We start from the raw sequence: 25,462 nt of genomic DNA, 5'->3' as shown, positions 1-25,462 counted from the left end.
ATAAAAAAGTGCCATTGACATTTAATTATTACTGTGTTTATATAAGCTTACCTTTATATTTGGTCGATCCTTAAAAACAAGAGGAGGTTTCATTATGAAATTTCTCAAAAAGCACATTAAGCTGATAAAGAGAGTGTTTTTATCAACGGCTTGCTTCGCGGCGCTGATGATGGTGCTGTTTTCTTTCAAGGAAACGTGGGCATTCTCCATTGATCTTTATCAGCGTTTTGTTTCGCCGCACAAGGGCTATCATTGCGCTTATCGTGCGTGGCATCATGATATTTCCTGCAGCGAGTATGGCAAGCAGGAAATAGCCAGCGTCGGGGTGCTTGAAGGCTTAATCTTATTGCATGAACGGTTTGCCGGTTGCCAGCTGGCCGCGGAAAAAATTAAATTGGCAGCACGGCCAACGGAAAAACGTAATGCGGCGGTAACCGGATCAAAAACCAAGAATAAAAAATGTTGCCGCAATTCCAATAATCCCTGCGCAATGTGTTGCGGATGGACGCTCTACGGCAAGGCATATCGCGACAGCTTGGACCGGCATGACAGTTTGCGGGTGATTGAAGACAGTGTAAAAAATCAGCGGGCCAAAGAGCAAAGACAAAACTGTAAAAAATCCTGCAAAGAATGCGGAGGCGAAATAGGCGATATTTGGAAAGGTTGTTTAGGCTGTTGCGGCGATTGGACGGAACCGCCGGAACCGCCTTTGCCCCCAAATATATTCTCGCCGGGAACGAATTGAATCTTCTTAAGCCTGTGATTACGGTCATGGGCTTTTTTCTTGCTAAAATCCGCATTTTTTGATAACCTATAATGCGAATACTACGAATTATTCGCGAATACCGCGAACTCCACGAATCGAATAACACACCCCGTCAGGCCGAGGCGGCCTGCCACCCCTCTCGAGAGGGGAATAACAATGGTTTGTAGTATTCGCGTACAATTCGTAGTATTCGTATTATATGACCAAAATAATAAGTTTTATTAGAAGATTTTGGCGGGAAATCTGCGTTGTTCTCTTGGCAGCAGTATTTTTTGCGGCCGCTTGCGGTTTTATCGCTTTTACGCAGCGCGATGGTTTTGTCAAATGGGGTTCGCCTGATGAAACAGCCAATTATATTTTTGCCAAACTTTACGCCCAAACCGGCCAGCTGACTATTTACGAAAAATATAATCCGTTCGTTTCTGAGATCATGCAGCCGAGAAGCTTCCGCAGCGACAATGGCCTGCTCAAACCCGTGAGTTTTTTGGGCGTCATTCTGATCTACGGTACGATTGCCAAGTTAATTTCAGTCAAAGTCATCCCATTCTTGACCCCGTTTTTCGCGGCGCTGGCTTTTTTCTTTTATTATCTTTTGATCAAGAAGATTTTTACGCCGCGGGTGGCCTTCCTAAGCTCGCTTTTACTTTTAAGTTTTCCGGTATTTTATTTTTATTCGGTGCACAGCCTGTTTCATAATGTTTTATTTGTTTCTTTATTGGTCATCAGCCTGTATTTTATTGTTTTAGCCGCGACGCGCGCGCCGAGAAAAAATAAATTTTTTTCTTGGCGGTTTTGGCAGATGGATTGGTTAAATTTATTCCTGGCCGCTTTAGGCGGATTGTTCGTCGGCGGCGCCCTGATCACCAGAACTTCCGAGGCCATTTGGCTGCTACCGGCGCTTATTGTCCTTTGGCTGTTCAATTTAAAAAAGATCGGGATATTGAAATTGATCATCATTGTTTGTTTCGTTGCCTTGCCTTTCGTGCCGGTGCTTTTTTGGAACGAAATCCTCTACGGCGGCTATAGCAACGGCGGCTACGTGGAGATAAATCGCTCAATAACCACGGTCGCGGCCGAGGGCGTTGTTTTGACCAAGACCGTCGTCAAGGGACAATTTTCCTACATTCTTGAACCGTTGAATAAAATCAAAAATACTGTTTTTTATTTCGGCTTGAATTATAATCAGGCCGGGCAGAATTTTAAAAATTATTTTCCGAAAATGTTTCCCTTGCTCTTTTGGCCGGCTTTTCTGGGACTGATCCTGTTCATGACCCGGGTTTGGAAATGGAAGAAAAAATATTGGGCGTATTTCTTCGCTTACTTTATTGCCAGCGCGATTTTGGTCTTATATTACGGCAGCTGGGTATTCAATGATAATCCCAATCTTAACGAAATCACTATCGGCAATTCTTACACCCGTTATTGGCTGCCAATCTATTTAGGGGCGATGCCGTTCGCGGCTTTTTTTATCTCTCGTTTGTCCTGGGCGATCTTTGCGCGCGATACTGAAAATAGTGAAGTCGCGGTTAAGATCAGTTCCAATAAGTTTAAGAATTTTTTTCTGCTCCAATGGCCGTCCCGGACATTTAGCATCGGCGCCACGCAGGCGGTCATCATAATTTTTATTTTTTTCTTTTCCGCCAATTTTTTGGTCAGCGGTTCCAAAGAGGGCCTGCTCTATGTCGATTCCAATAACCAAGTTTTGAAATCGGAATATGACCAGGTGCTCAGGCTTACCGAACCGTCGGCCGTGATCATCACCCGCTATCATGATAAGATATTTTTCCCCGAGCGCAAGGTCGTTGTTAATAATCTTACCGATCCGGCCATGTTAATTATTTATCAAAAATTAGCCAAATATATCCCGGTTTATTATTTCAATTTTACTTTTCCGGAGAAGGATTTTAAATATTTGAATGATGGCAAATTAAAACAAGCTGGTTTGGTTTTGCAGAAAATAAAATCGACCGATGATATTTTTACTTTGTACAAATTGGAAAATTTTTCCGCAGTCGCGACGTCAACCGTGAAAATTATCAAAAAACCCTTGACAATTTTGCCAAAGCGCGATAAAAATGAATAAAAGACAGCTGAACATTTTTTTAAAAAAGAAGGAGGTGAACGATGATCCCTGGAGCTGGAGGAAAAAGCGTTCCGGTAGTCGGGATAGTCGTGACTGGCTTTGAGGAGTTTGAGGGGGTTGTCGTCGCCGGTGATAGCCTGAGGATGACGCTCAAAATCCAAAAAGATGACGGTGAGCAGGTTACCGTTTACCTTATGCCCGAAATAAACAAACTGGGGGGAAAGAGCGGCAAAGAGGGAACTTCATCATTCCTGGATATTATAAAAGGCGCTTACGATCTGGGCATCGATATGCCGTATAAGATAGGCAAATTGGCCTCAGATGGTTATCGCGTCAGAGTGACCAATCAGGGAATGAAAATACTTAAAAAGAAAGAATGATCTGTCCGCAAGGATATGATCGACCGCTGAGACAGCAAATCGGCGGTTTTTTATTTGACAAATTTATGGTATAATGAAATTGCCTATAATATGCTTGAAGTTATCAATAAAATTTTAGAAAGTTCCAACCAATACGCCAACTTGATCTTGGTGCTGATCACGGCTGTTTACGCGTACATGACTTATGAAACGGTGAAGATTATGCGCCGGCAGGTGACGGCCAATATCCGCATCGCCAAGATCCATCTGAGAGTTAGCGCCGAGGGCAAGCGCGACGGTTTTAAAATTTCCGCCTTCAAAGATTTGGCGCGCCGGCCTTATGGCGCGCTCAAGGACGTTACTTTTATTTTTCGCATGTTCGCCGATTTCGTGAATATTTCCTACGGCGCCGGAGCGGTCGATCAGCCCAAGCTGTTGATCAAATTCGATCACAGTAATTTTGAACTGGAAGTCAGGCCGACTTCCGAGCGCATCGGCGCCACTCGGCGGACGATCGTTATTCCCGGCAACGGTTTTGAGAAGATCGATCTGGATTATTTTGTTTCCTTTAATGCCCGATTCTTGGAGCATCTGAAAAGATTTCCCGACGGGATCGAATATTATGTCCGCTATCGCGACAACTCCGGCCATCGGCACAAGGTCAGGATCGACGAGATCGATGGACTTAAATAAATTAAAATTACAAATTATAAATTAAAAATTTATGAAAAAGAATTTAATTTTTGGTTTATTAGCGGGTTTGGCCATGTTAGTCGTCGGTTTGGCCATTTCGCGGTTATTCACTATGATCTATCCGGCGATCAATGCCGAGTATGCCAATCCGGCGATCTTTCGTCCTTGGTCTGATCCGCTGATGTCGCTTTATTTTCTCTATCCTTTTGTCCTGGGCATTATCCTGGCTTTTTTCTGGGACATGGTCAAAGACAAGATCAAAGGCGCGCAAGTTTGGATCAGGGGGATCAATTTCGGCTTGGGATATTTTGTGTTGGCCGGAATTCCCGGCATGCTGATTTCCTATTCTACTTTTAAAGTTTCTCTGATGATGATTGCCAGCTGGCTGATTTCCGGCTTGATCAACGCGATCATCGCCGGCTGGATTTTCGCGAAATGGCTTAAACCGGAAGTTGAAAGTCAAAAGTTGTAAAGTAAAAATAATAAAAACTTTGCTGGCTCTGGCAGAATCTCATCATCGGGATTCTGCCTTTTGTTTGACTGTCATAGCGGATTATGATAATTTTTAAAGTTACACATTTGATAACTTAAACCCAAACCAAGCAGGAGGTTGTATGTCTGACTTAAAGAATAAGGTAAGAGAAACGGGAAATGTGCTGATGCTGGATTTCACCAAAATAAAGAAGGTCGCCAAGACGTCCAGAAGAAACGTGATGAGGGTAACGATCCAGGATGCCGATACTCTCCTCGTGCTGATCGAGGGCTATATTAACAAGGCAGCATTTTATGCTTCCTTGAGAGACGACCTGGCAACAATGTGGTCAACCACTCGCAATCGTCTTTGGCAAAAGGGAAAAACTTCCGGCGACCAGCTTGAACTTGTTGACGTCTTCACTAACTGCGAACAGGATTCGCTTCTTTTCATGGTTAAACCCCGGGGCGGTGCCTGCCATGTGAAAGATGACAACGGAAATTCATATTTGACCTGTTATTTCCGCCGGATCGTCGCTAAAGAAGACGGGCTAGGCCTTGAGAAAGTCAAAGAAGCAATGCAAAAAAAGGTTTGAAGATTTCGGCCGCCAGACTTTGTCGAGCGGCCTTTTTTTATTTGCTAATTTTATCAGATTTCTTTACAATATAGATATATGGAGAAAATATATTTGTATAACACGCTCACTAAGAAAAAGGAGGAATTCAAGCCTTTGAAAAAGGGCGTAGTTGGGTTTTATCAATGCGGGCCGACGGTTTATTGGACCCAGCATCTGGGCAATCTTCGCGCCGCGGTCTTGGGTGATATTATCCGCCGGGTTTTTGAATATGACGGCTATAAAGTTAAGTATGTCAAAAATTATACCGATGTCGGACATATGACTTCGGATGAGGATGAAGGCGAGGACAAGATGACAACTACGGGATTAGGTGTTAAGTGTAAAAAATGTCAAAAGATTTTTAATTCGGGAATAGCCGTAACGAAAAAAGCTTTTGCGACCGGAACGTTTTCGAACAATGTTCATGTATGTCCGTTTTGTGGTTACGAAAACTTAGTTAAAGATAAAAATGGATACGTTATTGATGAAGATTTTCGAAAATCTCCATTAGATGTTGCAAAAAAATACATTCAGGAATATGAACAAGCCGCGGTTGATTTGAATATTAAAGAACCGTGGAAAAAACCGCGCGCCACCAAGCACATTAAAGAGATGCAGGCGATGGTTAAAATTTTATTAAAAAAAGGCTTTGCTTATGCCACGCCGCTCGCGATTTATTTTGATGTTTCCAAATTTCCCAATTACACAGAACTCTCGCGGCAAAATCTGGAAAAAAATATCATCGGGGAGGGTTCGGGCGACGTAACCGATCCGGCTAAAAAACATCCGCGAGATTTTGCCTTGTGGTTTTTTCGCGCCGGCGTTCACGCCAATGCTTTGCAGTTTTGGAAATCTCCGTTCAAATCGCCTTTGGTGAAATCGGGTGAAGGTTTTCCCGGCTGGCATATCGAGTGTTCGGCGATGAGTAAAAAATATCTTGGTCCGACCTTGGACGTCCATATGGGCGGCATCGAGCATATTCCGGTTCATCACACCAACGAGATCGCTCAATCCGAAGCGGCCAACGGCGTTAAATATGTAAATTATTGGCTGCACAACGAACATCTTTTAGTGAACGAAGAAAAAATGGCCAAGTCTCAAGGCACTGGTTTTACCTTGGCCGAAGTAAAAGAGAAAGGTTTTTCACCCTTAGCTTTAAGATATTATTTTCTTTCCGCCAATTATCGCTCTCCGCAGAATTTTACCTGGGAAGCTTTGCAGGCCGCCCAAAACGGACTGGAACATTTATACTCTCAGATTAGCGTGCTAAAAAATTCCCCTCTATCAAGAGGGGTGGACGCGCCGCGCGGACGGCTTGCCCCGCGAAGTTCTGCGGAGCAGAACGAAGTGGGGGGTGTGTTAAGCGCGGAATATAGAAAAAAATTCGTAACCGCTGTTAATGATGATTTTAATACTCCGGCCGCTTTATCGGTTCTGCAGGAAGTTTTAAAATCAAATTTGTTGTCAGGGGATAAGTTGGCAACGATTTTAGATTTTGATCGCGTGCTCGGCTTAAATTTCGGCAGAGTCCTCTCCGAGAGACTCTGCCGGGGCCAGGATCAGGAAACAGTTCCCGCCGAAGTTGGCGTTCTGGTCGAGGCGCGCGCTAAAGCCCGCGCGGAAAAAAATTGGCCGGAGTCAGATCGTTTGCGTGCGGAAATTGAAGCCAAAGGATTTTCTATTGAGGACACGAAGGAGGGGATGAAGATAAATAAGAAGTAAGAAGTTAGAAATAAAAACCGATTTTTCCATAATCCCGGCTTTCTCTTTTTTGTCATCCCGAGTCCCTGACGAGGGATCTATTTTGTGTAAAGCAGAAATTATCGAGGTAAAATTTTTTATCGATAAAGTTAATCCAATATCATCGTTCTAATTCTTTATAACATTTTAAAGATTTATCGGAAAATAGATCCTTCGCACGGCGCTCCCTCCCTCCGCCCGAGGCGGACAAGAAGGCGGGCAGGCAGGATGACAAAGAGGGTAAAAGTCGCCAAAGTTGGCGTTTTTTGTTTGGCTTGATTGACAAAAAGTGAGAACTATGCTATTGTTTTAACATAATTCTGAAAGCAGTTTGCTGTTTACAATTCAATATCTCCTAACAAACAGAAAGGGGTTTTTATGAAAAAGCTCATTTTTTCGCTGTTCGTCTGCTTATTGTCGTCGGTCTCTTCGATCGCTCAGCCTGATTTTCGGTTTTACTTTTATGACACGGCAAGCAATTATTATCTCTTGCCCGGAGAGCGTTTCGATGGAATATTGCACGTATCAAATAACGGCCCGTTCAGCGGCAGTGCTGCCAACGGGAAAATGTGGGGCATAAAAACCACGTCGACCGGTTGGGACATAAACGGTTTTTTCAGTCAAACAAATCTCAGGGTTTGTGATTATTATTGGTCGGATGACTCTGACAAGGTCTCCTATTTCATTAACGATTCTACGCCCATCTGGGATATTATGGCTCTCGCAAAAACGAGCTCATATTATATGACTCGTTGCATGCTTGTTTATTTTTCTGGCATCCGATTAAATGATATTGCTGACAATAAAGTCGGATATGTCGTTATGGATGCCGCGATTTCTAGCGGAGAGCAATTCCCCGGGCAAGGAGAAGAAATAAGCAGGGGATTTACTTTCAGAAAGTTAGACGGGATCAGGGGTGATATAAACGGCGATGGCCTTGTTACCTCCGCTGACCTGGTGAGCTATATCGGATTTATCGGACATGGAGTTCTCGGTAATAGGGAGCGATACGTACAGTCCGGAAAGAATTACGGAAAAATGATTCTTCCGGGACAATCAATGCCGACTAAAGTTGTTGGCCCGACACTTCTAAATGTCTGGCTAAATAACCCCATCGACCCTGCCGTCAAAGATCTTGGTTTTGGAAAACCGATGTCAGAAACGGTCGGGAATGTCTCCTTGTTCAAAAGGGCTTCATCGGCTCGTTATACGTCGGAGATTGTTGGCGATAAGCTGACGATTAAGACTAGTTCGAACGCAGCGATTAATGTTTTTTCTTTCCAGAGAGGTAAGCTTTGGCAGAAAGATTCCTTCGCCGACGCCAACGGACAATGGACGGTAGAAATTCCGGATCCGGCCGCGAAGTATACGGTCGAAATCTGTGAACTTGGAGGTCCGATAAATCCGACGGCAATTTCAAAACCGGTTTTAAAAAGCGCGCCCATTCGGAAATATTCCGCCCAAAATGCCGCTTTCGACATAAGGGGTAGGAAAATCACTGGCGCAAATTATGCCACATCCGGACTGAGGATTATTCAGATGTCGGACGGAGCGACTAAAACCACGATCTTTAATCGGCATCGCTAACCAAGCGATTGCCGCAAAACAATATGAGCCGAGGACGATTGCATTCGTCCCCGGCTCTTTTTTATTTTGACATTGACAAATCGGTAAATGTATGCTATTGTCTGTCACAGACATTGCAAATATGATTGTTTTTTAATAATAACAAACACATTTACCAAAGGGAGAAGAAGTATGAAAAAAATGATTGGCAGTTGCGGGTTTTTGTTGTTGTTGGCGGCCATATCTTTTGCTCAGCATCCCCATGGGCCTTCTTGCGCCAACGATACTATCAGCCGCGATTCGAGTTTTGTCGTGGTGAGAAATGACGGTTCGGCCTGTAATCATGTGATTTGGACCGATGATCTGTATTGGCGCGGGCGACAATCAGCCATTGGCAGCTTGAGCAATTCGATTATGAATAACTGGTATACGGTGCAAAGCTTTGCCGGTTGGCTGGCCATTCCCACTCAAATAAACAAGTACTTGGTGGTCGAGAAGAGTTTGATCTATACGTCGATTTTCGACAGTTCGGTAAATGCCTATGGAATAATTGTGGTGCGGGTCGGAATTGGCATATATTTATTTGCCAGCGGCCAAGACGACACCATCAGACGATTGAGCTATCACGAGTTCGTGAGTTCAGACGTAAGCGTTAATGTTTATCAAGCGCTGCCGGGGGAAATGGTTGACGGTGCGCTGGTCAGAGTGGAGTGCGTCAGTAATTTGGGCAAGGTAGCTTATCTGCAAATAATTTCCTTATCAGACATTAATCGAGCCACGGTTGCAGTAATCGCCAGACCGCAGGCTAGGTCATCGGGAATAATTTCCAGGGCTTGTCTGGTTGATTTATCAGGACGAATTATAAATTCCGGCCGTGCTACTAACGGGTTCTTTCTAATACGCTTGTCGAATGGAGCAGTGTTAAAGAGAGCGAATTCTTGCCGGCTTCGCTAACCAGGCGATTGCCGCAAAACATAATGAGCCGAGGACGATCACAAATCGTTCTCGGCTCTTTTATTTTTGAATTACTTTGTTATAATCAATTCATGAATAATTTTTGGGAAAAATTGAAAAAACCCTTCGGCTCCGCTCAGGGCAGGCCTATATTGGCGCTGGCGCCGATGGCGGGGATTACCGACGCGGCTTTCCGGTATCTGTGCGGCAAGTATGGCGCCGATGTGGTTTATAGCGAAATGATCTCGGCGGCCGGCTTGTTCTATGACAGCAAGAGAACGAGCGGGCTTTTAGATGTGTATAGAAAAAATGGCGGGGCGAAATTCGTGGTTCAGCTTTTCGGCAACAATCCTGAGCATTTTATCAAGGCGGTGAAAATAATCGAGAAGAAAATCAAGCCGGACGGGATCGATATAAATTTCGGCTGTCCGGTGATGAAAATAATCAAGTCTTGTTCTGGCGCGAAATTATTTCAGGACTTGAATCAGTCGCGGCGCGTCATTGAGGCGGTTCTGGCTAATACAAAATTGCCAGTCTCAGTGAAGATCCGCGCCCATGCCGGAAAAATATCCGCTTTGGAATTTATCGATAAGATGAAAGATTTGCCGATCGCCGCGATCATGGTTCATGGCCGGACTTTGGCGCAGGGATTTGCCGGGCCAGTTGATTATGGAATTATCAATCGAGTTAAGAAAAAATTCAAAGGTATCGTACTGGCTAATGGCGGGATAAATAATTTAGAAGACGCTGAAATAATGCTCAAAAAAACTGGTGCGGATGGAATCGGAATCGGCCAGGGAGCGTGCGGGCGTCCGCAAATTTTTGCGCAAATAAAAAATGTTTTTCGTAAAAGTGAGCGTAACACACCCCAACTTCGCTCCGAGGCGGAGCTACGCTGGGCAAGGCCCGCCTCGCGCGGTGCGAGCCACCTCCGCCTCGGCGAAGCCTTGGCGAGACGGGCCTCTCTAGAGGGGAATATTTTTAAAATTGCGCTGGAGCATGCCAAACTGATGGAAAAGTTCAAGGGCAGGCGGGGGATACTTGAAATGCGCAAGCATTTGTGCTGGTATGTAAAGGGAATGCCGGGTGCGGCCGAAATGCGTCAGGAATTCGTTAAAGTTGAAACATTAGCGGATATTAAAAAGTTATTGAAATAATCACGTACCTTTTCAAAGGAGGATTTATGGCGGCTAATCCCGGAGTCGATGTCAGAACTATGCCCTGGTGGCCGGATTTGTTGGCGTTGGTTGCGGCCAATAATGATGATTTTGATTCACGTTCGGCCTTAATCGGGCGATTTCCCTTAAAAGTTTTGCGGTCGCTTGATCGGGAAGGACTTTTTCAGATCATCGAAGAGTTAATCGGAAAAGAGAATGACAATGACCTGCTTTGGTCGGCGCAAATCGCCCGGGTGATTCTTTGCCACATTCATTTGTCCATTGAAGACAAACTGCTGGATAAATATGAAATGCGCCTTTGGAAAAAGCATTATTTAAATCAGCCATTGAGCTGGATTAATACGCTTGCCGCTTATCTGAGGCAAGAAAAACAAAAGCAATCGAGGATCAATGTTTTTTTTCACAAACATTTCTAAGGCAACTGAAAATTCATCAAAAAAAGAGGCATCTAGCGCCTCTTTTTAAAATATTTTTAATTTTTCCCGAGGCAAGCTCGGGATGCCGACTTTACGTCGGCATAATTTGTAATTGGTTCAGAGCCATTTTTTCCTCACAAAAAATAGCAGCATCAGGGCGGCGAGAAGGCCTAAGCCATAAGTGACGATCCAAAAACCGTTGGGCGTATCGAGCAGCGGCATTCCGTTTTGAACGCTTATAGTCAGCAGAGCGACAATAAAAGAGAGCGGGGCGAAGATCACTGAAACGATGGTCAAAGTTTTGATGATGCTGCTAGTGCGGAAATCCAAAAGCGATTCGTTGGCCGAGCGCAGCGCCTCGACGGTTTCTTTCTGGCTTTCGGAAAATTCCCAGATCCGCTTGGTCTGTTCGATCAGATTGTAATAAAAAGATTTGATCACCGCCGGCGGGATGATCGAGCTTTTCATCTGCACCAGCCTCTTTAAAATATTTTTGTGATTGAGCATGGTGCGGCGGATGTTGATGATGTTGTGCTCCAGTTCCAGGATCCGGGCGACGGATTTTTTTTGTTCGTTGGCAAAGATCATTTTTTCCACCGCGTTTATTTTGACATTATTTTTATCCATTATTCCATAGCAATCAGTCACTAATTTTTCCAGCAGTTCGGCCAAGAGCACGGCTGAAGAAGGGAATTTTTTGACCATCAAAGAAGAGCCGTCTTTTCTGGCGGTGTTGAAAAAGTCATCGAGAATTTTTAGCCGGCCGTCATGCAGGGTAATCAATAATCCGTGAGCGATGAAAAAATCGATTTCAGCGGCGACGATTTCCTCATCTTTGAAAACCGGAAAATGAAGGATGAGAAAAAAATATTTTCCTTTTTGTTCGATGATCGGGCGTTCGGCCTGCACCTTGACCGAGGAAGCGCGCAATTCATGAAAATCAAAACTGTATTTTTTCATCTTGCGCAGAAAATCCAATTCTTCCTTGCCCGGATTGGCAATATTAAACCAGCGGATCGCGTTGCCGCCTTTGCCGCCGGTGATGACGAGCTCCTGGATGTTTTTGGTGATTTTTTTGTAGTGGGACATTTTCTCCTTGTTAGCAATGATTATATTATAGCACAAATAATCCGAACCCACGAAAAATCCGAATACTACAAACGGCTGCGAAACGAATACAAGATTAATAAGAAATTTTCGGATGAAAATGTTCGTTGTATTCGGGTATTTCGTAGGTTCGGATTATAATTCAGAGTTTTATCTACCCTTAATTTATGTTATACTTAAGATATGCCAACTGAATTGAATATCGGGTCAAATCTCGAAGCTCCGAAGAAAATCGAGGCTGAAACCGGCGTTCCCAGCGAACGGCCAGATTTGACTTTGGAAAAGGCGGAGCAAGCCGCGCAAAAAGCCCAGGAAAAAATCGGGGAAATTCCCGCGGCAGCGCCGGCCGCGGCCCGGCCGGTCAAGAGCGTGATTTCCGAATATGAGGAGCGGGAAAAACAGATCGAGAATTTTCTGTCTGTCGGATTAGAGGAGATTTATTTAGGCTTGCCCTTGGAAAAGCAGGCGGAATTTCGCAAAGAAGGGGAAAAAACCGCCAAAAAAATCGAAAAGCTCTTGGAAAAAACAAAAATTAATATTGGCAAGATAGTTAATCTGATCCGCAAATGGCTTTCGCTAATTCCCGGGGTCAATAAATTCTTCTTGGAGCAGGAAGCGAAGATCAAAGCGGACGAGATCATTAAATTAAAAAAAGAGCATAGAACATAGAGCAAAGAGCATGGAGCAAATAACTTTGTAAGTGTTTATTTTCGATATTTGTGTTCTTTGTTCTTTGCTCCATGATTTGTATATATGGATTACGCCGTAAATTATCCCAATATTTATTCCGCGCCGGCCAACGTCGATTGGCTGTCAATTATTTTTTATGTCGCCATCGCGGCTATTTTTTTAATTATCGTTTTGATCGCCTTGAGAATTTTGCGCAATTATTTTGTCCGCAATCAATATCTGACCCAGACGGTTTTTATGGTCAGATTACCCAAAGAAAAACCGGGCGAGGAGAGAAAAGAGCAAACCGTGCAGGAGTTGCGCGAAGAAATCGCCGTGGGCGAAGCGATTTTTAACAGTATCGGCGGGGCTCGGGCCCAGCGCGGGCTTAAGGCCTGGCTGGTGGGCAGGGCGGATCATTTTTCTTTCGAGATCGTCGCCTCGGAAAAGAAAATTTATTTTTACGTGGTAACGCCCGCGGAATCGGCGCGCTATATCGAACAGCAAATTCACGCTCATTATCCGGACGCGCTGGTTGAAGAAGTGCCGGATTATAACATTTTCAATCCGTCCGCCAAGGTTTTCGCCAGTGTTTTGAAAACCAGGAAAAGTTTTGTTTTTCCTCTCCGCACTTACAATAAAATGGAGATCGATCCGATGAATTCGCTGGTTAACGTGATGAGCAAATTGGATAAGGACGAATCAATGGCGGTACAGCTGGTGGTTCGATCTGCCAGAGGTTCCTGGCATCGGAAAATTTCGGCAGTGGTGCGGGAAGTCAATCGCGGCAAAAAAGTAGGCGAAGCGATCGGCGGCGGCGTGTTTAATCAGGTCTTGAATTTTTTGGGCAGCGTGGCGAAAGAAGCCAAGCCGAAAAGCGAACGGGAAAAGGAGAAAAAGGAGCCGAAAAAATTATCCCAGATGGAAGAGGAGATGCTCAAGAGCATGGAAGAAAAAAATTCCAAGGCCGGTCTTGATGTCAATATCCGCGTTATTGTCAGCACTAATAATGAGCCTAACGGCAAGGCCTATCTTTTGAATATGGCCAACGCGTTCGCCGAATATAATTATTATGAATATGGCAATATTTTCAAGCAAAAGAATTATCGGTTCAACGGCGGGGTCGTCCGTGATTTCATTTATCGCCGCTTTAACGAGCGGATCAGCTTTATTTTGAACACCGAGGAGCTGGACAGCATTTATCATTTTCCTCTGAAAAATTTGGAAACGCCCAACATCGCCTGGTTGACGGCGCGACAAGCACCGGCGCCGTCGAATATCCCTACCGAGGGAATAGTTTTGGGGAAAAATGTTTATCGCGGCGTGGCCAAAGAAATCCGCATTAAGCGGGCTGACCGGCGCCGCCATATGTACATCATCGGCAAATCCGGTACGGGTAAATCGGTCTTGATCGCCGGTTTGGCGATTCAGGATATTTTGAACGGCGAAGGAGTCTGCGTGATGGATCCGCATGGCGATCTGATCGAAGATATCTTGCGTCGCATTCCGCCCGAGCGCGCCGAAGATGTCATCTTGTTTTCGCCGGCCGATATGGAACGGCCGATGGGTTTGAATCTGATCGAATTCGACGAGCGCTATCCGGAACAGAAAACTTTCGTCATCAATGAACTGATCAAGATTTTTGACAAATTATATGATTTGAAAACCACCGGCGGCCCGATGTTCGAGCAGTATATGCGCAATGCTTTATTGCTGATCATGTCGCACGTCGAATCCGGTTCGACTCTGATGGAAGTGCCCAGAGTTTTATCCGATCCGGATTTCCGCAAATTGAAAATCCAAAATTGCCCGGACATCACCGTGGTTGATTTCTGGCAGAAGCAGGCGGAAAAAGCCGGCGGCGAAGCGGCGCTCGCCAATATCGTGCCTTATATCACTTCCAAATTGACGCAATTCGTTTCCAATGATACGATGCGTCCGATCATCGGCCAGCAGAAAAGCTCCTTCAACCTGCGCGACGTGATGGATAAGCAAAAAATCCTTTTAGTCGATCTGTCCAAAGGAAAGATCGGCGATATGAACGCTTATTTGCTCGGCTTGCTCATCGTCGGCAAAATTTTGATGGCGGCTTTATCCCGCGCCGATATGCCTGATTCGGCGCGCAAAGATTTTTATTTATACATCGATGAATTCCAAAACTTTACCACTGACTCGATCAATACGATTTTGTCGGAAGCGCGCAAATACGGTTTGAATATGATCATCGCCCATCAATATCTCGGCCAGCTCGGCAAAGAAGGGGAGGCGATCCGTTCGGCCGTGTTTGGCAACGTCGGAAGCTGGTTCGCTTTTAAGATCGGTTCGGAAGACGCGGAAATTTTGGCCAAGGAATATTCCCCGGTTTTTAACGAATATGACCTGATCAACATCGAGGCTTACACCGCTTACGTTAAATTATTAATCGACAACACCGCCTCGCGCCCCTTCTCGATGCGCACGATGTGGCCCTTGCCGGGCCAGGATCGGCCGGAAGTCGCCGGAAAAATAAGAACTTTAAGCCGCCTTAAATACGGGCGCGATCGGGCGTTAATCGAGGCGGAGATCAATAAACGCCTGACGCTGTTCTGATGAATGAGCGCGGTATTTGAATGATAAAAGATAGATAATAAATTTTTAATGCGCGAATTTGGTTTCGTCATAATCTCTTACCGGGGATTTTGACGCTATCGCGCCGCTTCGGCAGAATCCGCTTGGCGAGATTTTGCCGGAACCAAACTAAACAAATGAAAAAATTAACTTTGTGGGCAGGCGGAATAATCATCGCCATCATTATTTTTTCGGCCTTGAATCCTTTCGTGATCATACCGGCCGGAGAAAGGGGGGTCGTGCTTAATTGGGGAGCGGTTTCCGGAGAAATTATGGAAGAAGGCTTGCATTTTAGGATTCCGATCTATCAACAGGTGATAAAATTAGATGTTAAGACTTTAAAGATTGAAACGAAAACTCTGGCTTATTCAAAGGACATCCAGACCGTTAACGCCACTTTGGCTTTGAATTACAACATCAAGCCGCAAAGCGTAAATAAATTATGGCAGGAGGTCGGCAAAGATTATCAAGCAAGATTGATCGATCCGGCGATCCAGGAGAGCGTTAAGGCTGGCGTGGCCAATTTTACCGCCCAGGAATTGATCGAGGCCAGGCCGAAAGTCAAAGAAAGCATCAAAGAAGAGCTTTTGAAAAGATTATCGGTTTATTTCAATGTGGTTGAATTTTCCATTACTGATTTTTCTTTCAGCGACGAATACGAGAAAGCCGTTGAATCAAAACAGGTTTCCCAGCAGCAGGCTCTTAAGGCCAGAAATGATTTGGAAAGAGTAAAACTGGAAGCTGAACAGCGGCTTGCCCAGGCCGAGGCCGAGGCTAAAGCCATCCAAATCCAGGCCCAGGCCATCACCCAGCAGGGCGGCCGGGAATATGTCAATTTGAAGGCCGTGGAAAAATGGGACGGCAAGCTCCCGACGCAGATGATACCGGACGCGACGCTGCCGTTCATCAATCTTGCCAAGTAAAACCGAACGATTTAAGCCCCTTGAAAAAGGGGCTTTTTTCATATATCATGTAGGTATAAATAAAGACAAAAACTTCACCCAAGGGGTGATCACCCTTTGGGTGAAAATAAAAACAAAAATATGCCAATTTCTAATTTTAATGCCGGTTTAGGGTCTGATGACCTTACCGACAATGATGAAATTTTAAACGAGGCTGAAGAAAATTTGGAAGAAGATTTAGACGAAGAAGCGGACGAGCCCGTTTCCGCCGATGAGGTTGTGGCGGACGAGCCCACCTTCGCTAAAGCTACGGTGGACGAGGACGAGGATTTTGATTTGGATGAAGAGGATGATTTGAAAGTATCGCCGCCGATCTTTGCTCCTGCCGCTGTTAATCCTTTGATTGCCGATGAGGAGGAAAGCGACGAGCAGGCGGAGGAAGATGAGGCGGAAGAAGAAATGGAAGCTGATGAATCCGCCTTCGCCAAGGCTACGGCGGACGAGCCCGCCTTCGCTAAAGCTACGGCGGACGAGGATGAAGTTGAAGAAAGCGATCTGACCGAAGACGAGGGCGAGGATGAAGATGAAGATTTGGAAGAGGATTCCGATGGAGACGACGGAGAATATGTCAGTGAAGACAGCGTTATCGTTTCCAAATCAAAAATTATTTTAGCCAAACAGCTTTTGGAAAATATTCAAAAAAGTTCCGTCAATTTGGTTTCATTATTCGGCGGTTTGCTTGATGATGGCGATGAAGAGCGCATCAGTATTGGTGAAATAAGCGACGGCTTGATCGCTGACGAAGAAGAAGGCGGCAAAGTTATCGAAGGGGTTTTTAACGGCGAAAATATGATCGGTCCGGACGGCAAAGAATACAGCGTCCCGGCCAACTACGCTTCCAAATCAAAATTAGTGGAAGGCGATATGCTAAAATTGACGATTACGGACCGCGGCACTTTTATTTATAAACAAACCAAGCCGGTGGAAAGAAAACGCTTGATCGGCAAACTGGAAAAAGACGCCAACGGGAATTATCTGGTTAAGGCTGAACATAAAAAGTTCCGCGTCATCACGGCGAGCATCACTTATTACAAAGGCATTCAGGGCGACAAGGTTGTCTTGCTCGTTCCGATCGCCGGCGACAGCGCCTGGGGAGCGGTAGATAATGTTATTAAGAGTAAATAGTTTTTTTTAAAGTAAGATTTTTTACTGAATCAAGCAGAAATTGGAAATTTGAAATTGGAAATTAGTTTCCAAATTTCTAATTTCTAATTTCTAATTTCCCTTATGGCAACGCTGTATAGAAAATATCGTCCCCAGACTTTTAAGGAAGCGGTGGGGCAGAATCATATCAAAATTACTCTGCAAAACGAGATCGGCACGGGCAAGATCGCCCATGCCTATCTTTTTTGCGGTCCTAGAGCCGTCGGCAAGACGACTTTTGCCCGCTTGATGGCAAAAGCGGTGAATTGTCTAAATCGCAAAGAAGGGGAGTTCGAGCCTTGCGATAAATGTTCGTCCTGTTTGGAAATTATAGCCGGCCGCAGTCTGGATATCGTGGAGATCGACGCGGCTTCGCATACCGGCGTGGATAATGTGCGGGAAAATATCATCGCTTCCGCCCGCGTTACGCCAAGCAAATATAAATATAAAGTTTTTATCATCGACGAAGTGCATATGCTTTCCATCTCGGCCTTTAACGCGCTGTTAAAATTGATCGAAGAGCCGCCGGCGCACGTAATTTTTATTCTCTGCACGACGGAAATCCATAAGGTTCCGGCCACGATCATCTCGCGCTGCGAACGCTTTGATTTCCGCCGCATCAGCATCGAGGATACGGTTAAAAAACTATCTTATATCATTAAGCAGGAGGGGATCAAGGCGGATCGTGAAATCTTGGAAGCCATCGCCCGCCAGGCCGAGGGCCATATGCGCGATGCCGAAAGCCTTTTGGGCCAATTGGTTTCGATCTCGGGCAAAGAGATCACCCGCGCCGAAGCGGATTTGGTGATACCCCGATCGGACATTGCCGAAATTATCAAATTGTTGGAATTTTTAATCAAGAAGGATGCCTCCGGCGCCATCGCTTTGATCAATAAATTCATCGACGACGGCGTTGATCCGGAAAAGTTCGTCGGGGACTTCGTGGAAATTTTGCGGAAAATTTTATTGTCCAAGATCAATCCAAGCCTCGGCGAACGCCTTGGCCTTGATATCGGCGAGAGTTTTGAAATTAAGATCAATGATCTGAAGAAAAATTTAGAGATCGGATATTTGATCGCGATCTTGGAAAAAATGATTGCGGCGAAAGCGGAGATGAAAAACAGCTTTATCATCCAATTGCCGGTAGAATTGGCAATCGCTGAATTGTGCCTGGAAAAAGTATCACCGGCAAAGGCGGCCGTTAGCGCGGCTGTCGAAGGAGCGGCGAAAAGTCGGACGGCCAGCGCCGGTCCTGAAAATGAAAAAAAAATTGATTCTGGAGAGCCGATTAAATTTTCGGGCGGCGCGGTTCCTGATCAGGAAAAGATCATGTCCCGCTGGAGCGAAGTCTTGGCCAAGATAAAAAAATACAATCATTCCCTGTCGTTCATCCTGCATCTTTGCCAGCCGCGGGATCTCCACGGTAATAAGCTTTGTCTGGCCTTTAAATACAAGTTCCATAAAGACCGCATCAATGAAGCCAAGATGAAAGAGATCGTGCAGAATGTGCTGCGCGAAGTTTACGGCACACAATTAATTATTGAAGCGGTGATCGATGAAAATATGGAAGTTGCTGAAGCGGGCAATAAAGTTGCTGCGCCGGAAAATGATATCGAGCTCGAAGTTCCGGCTGATGAACTGCCGCCGGAAAATGAGAAGGGGAATGATATGATGTCTGATCTCTTGAAAACTTTCGGGGGGAAAATAGTGGGATAATAAATTATAAATTATTAATTATAAATTGACAGGCTGACGCAAATGATTTAATATTTTTTTAGCGCCAATTTTCAGGTGCTTTTATTATAAATTTATAATTAATAATTCATAATTGATTTTGGGAGATCGTCTAATGGTAGGAAAAACTTGATTTTCATGTTATATTTAAAGCATATGAAATCAAGTTGGAATAAGGGGAAAACTAAATACACGCATCCTTCTGTTTTGAAAATTTCCAATACGTTAAAGGTTAAAAAAATAGACAATTTTTTTAAATGGAGGGAAAAAGCGAAAAAGAACGGTTTAATTCGTTCGCATTATCCGGAGCTGGAAAGGAACGGCGATTTGGCGGAATTGATAGGTATGGTTTTGGGTGATGGTTATTTAGGCGCCCTTCAAAGAACGGAAGTGTTGAGAATTTCTTTGAACAGCAATAACCAGGGATTGATAAAGAGAGTCGCCTTTTTAGTTGAAAGCGTCTTTTATAGGAAGTCTCATGTTGGCAAAAAGAGCCATTCAAATTGTACCACAGTCACTATTTATGAAAAGTTTATAAGCAAAAGATTGCAGATTCCCGTCGGCCCTAAGAAGGGCATCGTTTTTAAAATACCAGGTTGGGTTTTACCCCGTGAAGATTATAAGATAAGATTTTTAAGAGGACTTTATGAGGCCGAGGGATCATATTGCGTTCATGCCCCAACCTATACTTATAAATTTTTTTTCAAAAATTGCAATAAATCGCTTTTAAGAATTGTTTATTTTCTTTTGCGCGGATTAGGTTTCCATCCGCACAAAGGCGAAAATGTGGTGCAAATTTCAAGGAAAGCGGAAGTTGAAGCGATCATTAATTTGTTAAAGTTTAGAAAATACTAAAAATATTGATTATATTTTTCGGGAGTCGTCCAAAGGTAAGACGTCGCGCTCTGGACGCGATAATCTTGGTTCGAATCCAAGCTCCCGAGCTTGTAAAATAAATCCGGCCTTTTTGGCCGGTTTTTTTGTGGTTTTTTTGTCTTTTTCAATTTGTGCCAGATTTGCTATAATTATCAGAGAAGATAATTAATTCATCAAACAATTATGGCCAATGATTTAAAATATTCCGACGAAGAGTTGATGAAAGTTTTGGAAATTGATGAGAAGACACTGGCAAGATTTAAGGAAATCCGCGAAGCCACGATCAAAGAGGCCGAGCGTTTAGGGACTCCGAAAACCGGCGAGATAAAAGTGCTGGGCATTTCCGGTTCAGCCCGGGACGTAAATGATATGGCCCAGGAGGATTCCAACACGGCCGAATTATTGAAACGCTGCTTGAAATTTTGTGAAGAGCAAGGCGCTAAAACCGAATTTATTTCTTTGCGCGATCATCATATCAAATATTGCAAGGCCTGTTATTCCACGACCAATACCCAATGCCATTTTTATTGTTCCTGCTATCCCAAAGGGACTGACCGCGCCGATGATATGAGCAATATTCTTTATGATAAAATTTTAGACGCGGACGCGATCATTTTCGCCACGCCGGTCAATAATTTTAAAATTTCCACTCTAATGGCGACTTTTATCGATCGCTGTATCAGTTTGGACGGTAGCTTGCCGCCAGCTAATCCGGATTCGCCCAAAGACAAGGAATTGAATATCAAGCACACGAAATTCGTTCAAATGAATGTTGATTATGACGTGCCCGGAAGCGGATTTTTGCGCCGGTTTTCCGGCAAGATCGGCGGCATCATCACCGCCGGCCATGAAGAGGGGACTTCGATGGCGATCAGCTGCTTGATGATGACTTTGTCGCACTTCGGGATGTTGTTCCCGCCGTTCAATAATATGTACGCGATGTCTTCGGTCTGCAATCCGACTTACGAAGATAAAAAGATCGTGCTGAGCGATTGTTTCACCAAAGAAATTTATTCTTTGGCCTCTAATGTGATGCTGGCGGCTAAATTGGCGCGCGAGGCGAAAACGACCGATTGGAAAAATGATTTTAGTATAAATTAAAAAATAATTACTAAATTTTATGTCAGCAGTGACCAATACTCCGGAAAATTTTAAGAAGTGCATTTGTCTCGGCTGCCCGAGCTATCAAGCTGATGAATGCCTGAAAAAAAACGCGGATAAATTATTCTGCGCCAAAGGAAAAAGCCAATGCGAGGTCGCTTCGAAAGGCTGTATCTGCGCCGCCTGTCCGGTCTGGTCGGAGAACGGTTTGAATTCCTATTACTATTGCAAAAAGTAGAGGGGGTTATTGACGAAAAACTGTTGACAAATAAAATATTATATTCTAAGATTACGTCATAATCATTTTTTATTTTTTGGGGAGAAGTTCGTCATGATTTTTCAAAGAAACTTTTCCGTCTAAGAAATGGAGATCGAAGAATACTGTAGCCGCGTTAATATAAACAAACCAATCTGAATTAGTTTCAGCTCGCTAATGAAAAATTAGGCGGGTTTTTTAATTGGGAAAAATTAACTGTTCTTTTTTAAATCACTCCAAAATTAGGAGGAAAGTAGATGGACACTTTGAGAGTTGAATCAAGTCCGCATGCTTGCGTGGTTGATTCTGGAGCTTTGCGGGCATTGTTCGGAAAAGAAAATCGTTTGCACGATCGGAATTGGTTAGCCCAAACTTTCGATAAGATAGTTGCGGCAATGATCGCGAACACAAACAGAGAGAATGGGGGACATGGAGAAAAGAAAAAAAATCCTCTGGTAAAAGTTGGCGGAGTTGTCGAGTATGAACTCAATCTCGCGAATCCTTCAGTTGAATCAAACAGCAATCCCGCTTTGATTTTTAGCCAAGGTTTTATCGGGGCTTCATTAACGCTTAAAACTGAACCCGAATCAAATTCATTTATCGTTATTTTAATTCGATTCGGCATTTTTGATTGCGGCAGCTTAAATGGCGAAGTCGGAAGCGTTGTTCCTGAAGCTTCGATCAAACATTGTCCCTCAACCAGGATATACGGGTAATCTCCGTATAAAGTGATCCGCCGCAAAATCGCTTTATAAAAAAGCGATCAAATCCCTTGTTTGAAAGAACAGGGGATTTTTATTTCCTGATAAAAAAGCAAGCCCCTGGTTTTCCAAGGGCTTGGGTTTGAATCGCTTATTTTGCTACTCGGTAATTTTGTTTCCAGTAAGCTGGTTGAGTGTAAGCTTAAGGGGAAATTTTTGCGCGGCGTCGCTGCCGTCGCGCCAGACAAAATTGGCCGAGGTGGCATCGCCTTCCAGATCGTTAAGATCGACTTCGATCCAGTTCTGGCCGCCCGGGGCTAACGCGGAAATATTTACTCTAACGAGATAATAGACCGAGCTCACGGGATCGATTTCTTCATCGGATCCAATCGACGGCTGGGTCATGTCAAATTCAGTAGTGGCCGAATAAGTGGCGGAAAGGAAGTAAATATCGCTCGGTCGAACGCGACCGATTTGCGCCTCGCTAATCGTCATCCCTGAATTTTTTTGGATATTAACTCTGATCTTATCCAAAATTATTCGAGCCGGATCGCCGTTCGCGATGGTGTTTGAGGAGGCGGAGGTTGCCACTTTGATAATCGCCACATTGCACCAGCCGGTTCCGCTGATTTTTGCCGCTACCGCCGCTGTTTCATTAGAATTGACCAAATCAACCGCGGCGATTTTGGCCGCAACGACGGTGATAGTTTGTGACGGATTGGTTTGCTCAAGACTGGAATCGTTCTCGTAGCGGATGTTAGAAATCGCTTTTTTACTTCCTGCGTAGCTAGCGGCAATGCCACCGAAGCGGAAACTCGCCGTGGCATTGATCTGTCCGACTTCATCTTTGCCGATTTTATTCAAATCAGCTTTCAGATAAATTGTCCGGGCCTGATCACCGATCTTGCCGACGTTGGTGAAAATTGTCGTCGACTGCACATTGGGATTGGCAGCAAGCACATTGCCTTGATCATCGACCAGAAGCAGATTGCAGAAAATATTGGCCGGCGTTGATGCGGAACAAAATACTTTGAGGGTGTCGATCTGCACCAGACTGTCCTTGGCCTGCAATTTTACGGCCGCCAAAAATTGAGTGACGCATCCGCCCAGTTGATAGGGGAGTTTGGTCGTCAACGCGTTGGCGCTGTCCAGAGAAACATACAAGGCAGGGGATTGGTCGTGATGGATTGGCCCGACAATGGTTTTGCTGCAGGCCAACGACAACGTTAAAACGACGAACAACAAGGCGATAAGTCTTTTCATAACTTATCCTTTCTTTGGATTGGAATGGGTTGTAAAATACAGCTTAATTTGAACTGGTTAGCACAATATCATATTTTTAATATAATGTCAATATTGCCCATATTTTTAAGATAATTTGCTGTAGTATTTGACTTTTTTAGATTTTTAATATATAATTATCTTTAATAAGTCAGTTAATTCTGCTTTTTCCGGGCAGTTTTTTATTTTAATGACTCGTTACTGATATGGCGGTTATATAATACGAATACCATGAATTGTTCGCGAATACCACGAATAGATTTAACGAATTACTAGAATTTATTCGATAAATAGTTTGCGGTATTCGCGTAAAATTCGTAGGTTCGCATTATATACACAAGTAAGTTTATGGATATACGTAATATAGCCATTATCGCGCACGTCGATCATGGCAAGACAACTTTAACCGACGCGCTGATGCGCCAAACCGGCATGGCCGAGGAAGGCGTCAGCATGGACTCGAACGCTCTGGAACAGGAGCGCGGCATTACGATTTATTCCAAAAATACCTCGGTTATCTATAAAGGGACGAAAATAAACATCGTCGATACGCCCGGCCACGCCGATTTCGGTTCCGAAGTCGAGCGCGTTTTGCGTTCGATCGATTCGGTTTTGCTGGTCGTTGACGCGCAGGAAGGCCCGATGCCGCAGACTAAATTTGTTTTGAAAAAAGCCTTGGAGCTCGGTTTGAAACCGATCGTGGTTATCAATAAGATCGATAAGCCGGCCGCCCGCGTCGAAACTGTCGAAGAAATGATCTTTGAATTATTTTTGGATTTAGGCGCTAATGACGAGCAATTGGATTTTCCGGTCGTCTATGCCGCGGCCCGCGCCGGCATCGCTAAATTGAAAATGGAAGACGAGGCCAAAGATCTGTCGCCGATTCTGGATACTGTTTTAGAGCACGTTCCGGTCGCTTCTTCGGCTGAATTATCGGCCAAGCCTTTCCGCTTGCAGCCGTTTAATCTGGCTTATGATAATTTCATCGGCCGCTTGGCGATCTGCCGGATTTATGAAGGCACGATCAAATCAACTGATAACGTAATCATCAAACAGCCGACCGGCGGAATTCGTACCGGAAAAATCACCAAACTTTTCACTTTCAAAGGCTTGAAGCGTGAAGAAGAAGCGCAGGCCGAGGCCGGAGATATTATCATGCTGGCCGGTTTGCCGGATATTTATATCGGCGAAACGATCTGCCAGAACGACGCGCAAGAACCGCTGCCGGCGATCGATATCGATGAGCCGACCATTTCCTTGAATTTTTTAGTGAACAATTCGCCGTTTGCCGGACGCGACGGCAAATATGTCACCAGCCGGCAGATCAAAGAAAGATTAGAGAAGGAACTGGAAGTTAACGTCGGCTTGAAAGTCGATTTTTCCTCCGGCGAATTTTATAAAGTTTACGGCCGCGGCGAAATGCATATCGCCATCCTTTTGGAAAATATGCGCCGCGAAGGTTTTGAGTTGCAAGTTTCCCAGCCGACCGTTATTTATAAGGAAAAAGACGGCCAGACTTTGGAGCCGTACGAAGAAGCCGTGATCGACGTGCCGGAAAATATGACTGGCGTCGTGATCGAGAAAATGTCCAAGCGGAAGGGGAGAATGACAGAAATGAAACCGGAATTCGGCCAGACCAGGATCGTGTTCGAAATACCGACCCGCGGGCTCTTAGGCTACCGCGGCGAATTCATCATGGATACCCGCGGCGAAGGAATTCTCTGCGCGCGCTTCATCGGTTTTAAGCCGTTCGCCGGCGAAATCGAAAAGCACGACCTTGGTTCGATGGTTTCCCAGGAGCAGGGGAAGGCGCTGGCTTTTTCGCTTTGGAATCTGCAGGAGCGCGGCGCTTTATATATTGATCCCAATACTGAAGTTTATGAAGGAATGGTGGTGGGTAATGTGGCCAAGGGCAATGATCTTACCGTTAATCCGATCAAGGGCAAGCGCTTGTCCAATATGAGAGCTTCCGGTTCTGACGAAGCGATCTTATTAACTCCAGCTTTGCCGGTTACTTTAGAGCGCGGTTTGGAAATTATGAAAGAAGATGAATATTTGGAAATTACCCCGAAAAATATCCGGATGCGCAAAAAATACCTGACCGAGATGGACCGGATCCGGGCGGAGAGGAAAAGAATTGAATCAGAAAATTAAATCATACAAAAACGTCAGGTGATAAACC

The 25,462-nt window shown here is 44.7% G+C and carries 23 protein-coding genes and 1 tRNA gene; 22 read left to right on the top strand and 2 right to left on the bottom strand.

Annotation, left to right across the window (positions count from 1 at the left end; genetic code table 11):
• Positions 1-94 precede the first annotated feature (94 nt).
• The 11 genes from yidD (at position 95) to PHE24_02150 (ending at position 10,843) form a co-directional block, all read left to right on the top strand.
• Complete coding sequence (gene yidD / locus PHE24_02200; GenBank protein MDD4901924.1) at positions 95-745, top strand: membrane protein insertion efficiency factor YidD; 651 nt, start codon at positions 95-97, stop codon at positions 743-745.
• 220 nt (positions 746-965) lie between these two features.
• A complete protein-coding gene (locus PHE24_02195) occupies positions 966-2,849 on the top strand; it encodes a glycosyltransferase family 39 protein (protein MDD4901923.1) in 1,884 nt (627 codons plus the stop codon).
• 41 nt (positions 2,850-2,890) lie between these two features.
• Positions 2,891-3,229: a hypothetical protein gene (locus tag PHE24_02190; protein ID MDD4901922.1), complete on the top strand. Its 339-nt coding sequence runs from the start codon at positions 2,891-2,893 to the stop codon at positions 3,227-3,229.
• A gap of 90 nt (positions 3,230-3,319) precedes the next feature.
• Positions 3,320-3,901 carry a hypothetical protein gene (locus PHE24_02185; GenBank protein MDD4901921.1) on the top strand — a complete coding sequence of 194 codons (582 nt, stop codon included), beginning with the start codon at positions 3,320-3,322 and terminating at the stop codon, positions 3,899-3,901.
• A gap of 31 nt (positions 3,902-3,932) precedes the next feature.
• Positions 3,933-4,373, top strand: coding sequence for a hypothetical protein (locus PHE24_02180; GenBank protein ID MDD4901920.1), 441 nt, complete (start codon positions 3,933-3,935; stop codon positions 4,371-4,373).
• A gap of 142 nt (positions 4,374-4,515) precedes the next feature.
• The gene (locus tag PHE24_02175) at positions 4,516-4,968 is read left to right on the top strand and encodes a phosphoribosyl-AMP cyclohydrolase (protein MDD4901919.1); all 453 of its coding nucleotides are present in this window, start codon (positions 4,516-4,518) and stop codon (positions 4,966-4,968) included.
• Positions 4,969-5,046: 78 nt separating this feature from the next.
• Positions 5,047-6,711 (top strand): cysteine--tRNA ligase, encoded by a 1,665-nt coding sequence (cysS, locus tag PHE24_02170; protein ID MDD4901918.1) that lies wholly within the window; start codon positions 5,047-5,049, stop codon positions 6,709-6,711.
• 396 nt (positions 6,712-7,107) lie between these two features.
• A complete protein-coding gene (locus PHE24_02165; protein MDD4901917.1) occupies positions 7,108-8,316 on the top strand; it encodes a hypothetical protein in 1,209 nt (402 codons plus the stop codon).
• A gap of 171 nt (positions 8,317-8,487) precedes the next feature.
• On the top strand, positions 8,488-9,249 hold the full coding sequence (locus PHE24_02160) for a hypothetical protein (protein ID MDD4901916.1): 762 nt from the start codon (positions 8,488-8,490) through the stop codon (positions 9,247-9,249).
• A gap of 92 nt (positions 9,250-9,341) precedes the next feature.
• On the top strand, positions 9,342-10,406 hold the full coding sequence (locus PHE24_02155) for a tRNA-dihydrouridine synthase (protein ID MDD4901915.1): 1,065 nt from the start codon (positions 9,342-9,344) through the stop codon (positions 10,404-10,406).
• A 26-nt stretch (positions 10,407-10,432) separates the two neighbouring features.
• Positions 10,433-10,843: a hypothetical protein gene (locus PHE24_02150; GenBank protein MDD4901914.1), complete on the top strand. Its 411-nt coding sequence runs from the start codon at positions 10,433-10,435 to the stop codon at positions 10,841-10,843.
• 117 nt (positions 10,844-10,960) lie between these two features.
• Here PHE24_02150 and PHE24_02145 read toward each other — a convergent pair whose 3' ends face one another.
• Complete coding sequence (locus tag PHE24_02145; GenBank protein ID MDD4901913.1) at positions 10,961-11,932, bottom strand: CorA family divalent cation transporter; 972 nt, start codon at positions 11,930-11,932, stop codon at positions 10,961-10,963.
• Between the two features lie 201 nt (positions 11,933-12,133).
• On the opposite strand from PHE24_02145, the gene PHE24_02140 reads away from it, so the two are divergent.
• The 10 genes from PHE24_02140 to PHE24_02095 all read left to right on the top strand — a co-directional run bounded on the left by PHE24_02140 (position 12,134) and on the right by PHE24_02095 (position 22,014).
• A complete protein-coding gene (locus PHE24_02140; protein ID MDD4901912.1) occupies positions 12,134-12,619 on the top strand; it encodes a hypothetical protein in 486 nt (161 codons plus the stop codon).
• Between the two features lie 84 nt (positions 12,620-12,703).
• The gene (locus PHE24_02135) at positions 12,704-15,208 is read left to right on the top strand and encodes a type IV secretion system DNA-binding domain-containing protein (protein MDD4901911.1); all 2,505 of its coding nucleotides are present in this window, start codon (positions 12,704-12,706) and stop codon (positions 15,206-15,208) included.
• Positions 15,209-15,363: 155 nt separating this feature from the next.
• Positions 15,364-16,149, top strand: a complete 786-nt coding sequence (locus PHE24_02130) for a prohibitin family protein (GenBank protein MDD4901910.1) — start codon at positions 15,364-15,366, stop codon at positions 16,147-16,149.
• 120 nt (positions 16,150-16,269) lie between these two features.
• Entirely contained in the window at positions 16,270-17,313 is a 1,044-nt protein-coding gene (locus PHE24_02125; GenBank protein MDD4901909.1) for a hypothetical protein, read from the top strand.
• 102 nt (positions 17,314-17,415) lie between these two features.
• Positions 17,416-19,047 (top strand): DNA polymerase III subunit gamma/tau, encoded by a 1,632-nt coding sequence (dnaX, locus tag PHE24_02120; GenBank protein ID MDD4901908.1) that lies wholly within the window; start codon positions 17,416-17,418, stop codon positions 19,045-19,047.
• Positions 19,048-19,221: 174 nt separating this feature from the next.
• Positions 19,222-19,920 carry an LAGLIDADG family homing endonuclease gene (locus tag PHE24_02115; protein MDD4901907.1) on the top strand — a complete coding sequence of 233 codons (699 nt, stop codon included), beginning with the start codon at positions 19,222-19,224 and terminating at the stop codon, positions 19,918-19,920.
• A gap of 18 nt (positions 19,921-19,938) precedes the next feature.
• Positions 19,939-20,009: transfer RNA gene (locus PHE24_02110), tRNA-Gln, on the top strand.
• 115 nt (positions 20,010-20,124) lie between these two features.
• Entirely contained in the window at positions 20,125-21,042 is a 918-nt protein-coding gene (locus tag PHE24_02105) for a flavodoxin family protein (GenBank protein ID MDD4901906.1), read from the top strand.
• A 19-nt stretch (positions 21,043-21,061) separates the two neighbouring features.
• The gene (locus PHE24_02100) at positions 21,062-21,280 is read left to right on the top strand and encodes a DUF2769 domain-containing protein (protein MDD4901905.1); all 219 of its coding nucleotides are present in this window, start codon (positions 21,062-21,064) and stop codon (positions 21,278-21,280) included.
• Positions 21,281-21,555: 275 nt separating this feature from the next.
• Positions 21,556-22,014, top strand: coding sequence for a hypothetical protein (locus tag PHE24_02095; protein MDD4901904.1), 459 nt, complete (start codon positions 21,556-21,558; stop codon positions 22,012-22,014).
• Positions 22,015-22,158: 144 nt separating this feature from the next.
• Here PHE24_02095 and PHE24_02090 read toward each other — a convergent pair whose 3' ends face one another.
• Complete coding sequence (locus PHE24_02090; GenBank protein MDD4901903.1) at positions 22,159-23,262, bottom strand: hypothetical protein; 1,104 nt, start codon at positions 23,260-23,262, stop codon at positions 22,159-22,161.
• Positions 23,263-23,628: 366 nt separating this feature from the next.
• Between PHE24_02090 and typA the strand changes: the two genes are divergently transcribed.
• Positions 23,629-25,434: a translational GTPase TypA gene (gene typA / locus PHE24_02085; GenBank protein ID MDD4901902.1), complete on the top strand. Its 1,806-nt coding sequence runs from the start codon at positions 23,629-23,631 to the stop codon at positions 25,432-25,434.
• Positions 25,435-25,462 lie beyond the last annotated feature (28 nt).

It is taken from the genome of Patescibacteria group bacterium (genome assembly GCA_028707065.1).
In the GTDB taxonomy this organism is placed as follows: domain Bacteria; phylum Patescibacteriota; class Patescibacteriia; order Patescibacteriales; family WJLG01; genus JAQTUZ01.
Note: the sequence above shows the minus strand (reverse complement) of the source record. Positions and strands in the feature narration are given on the sequence as shown.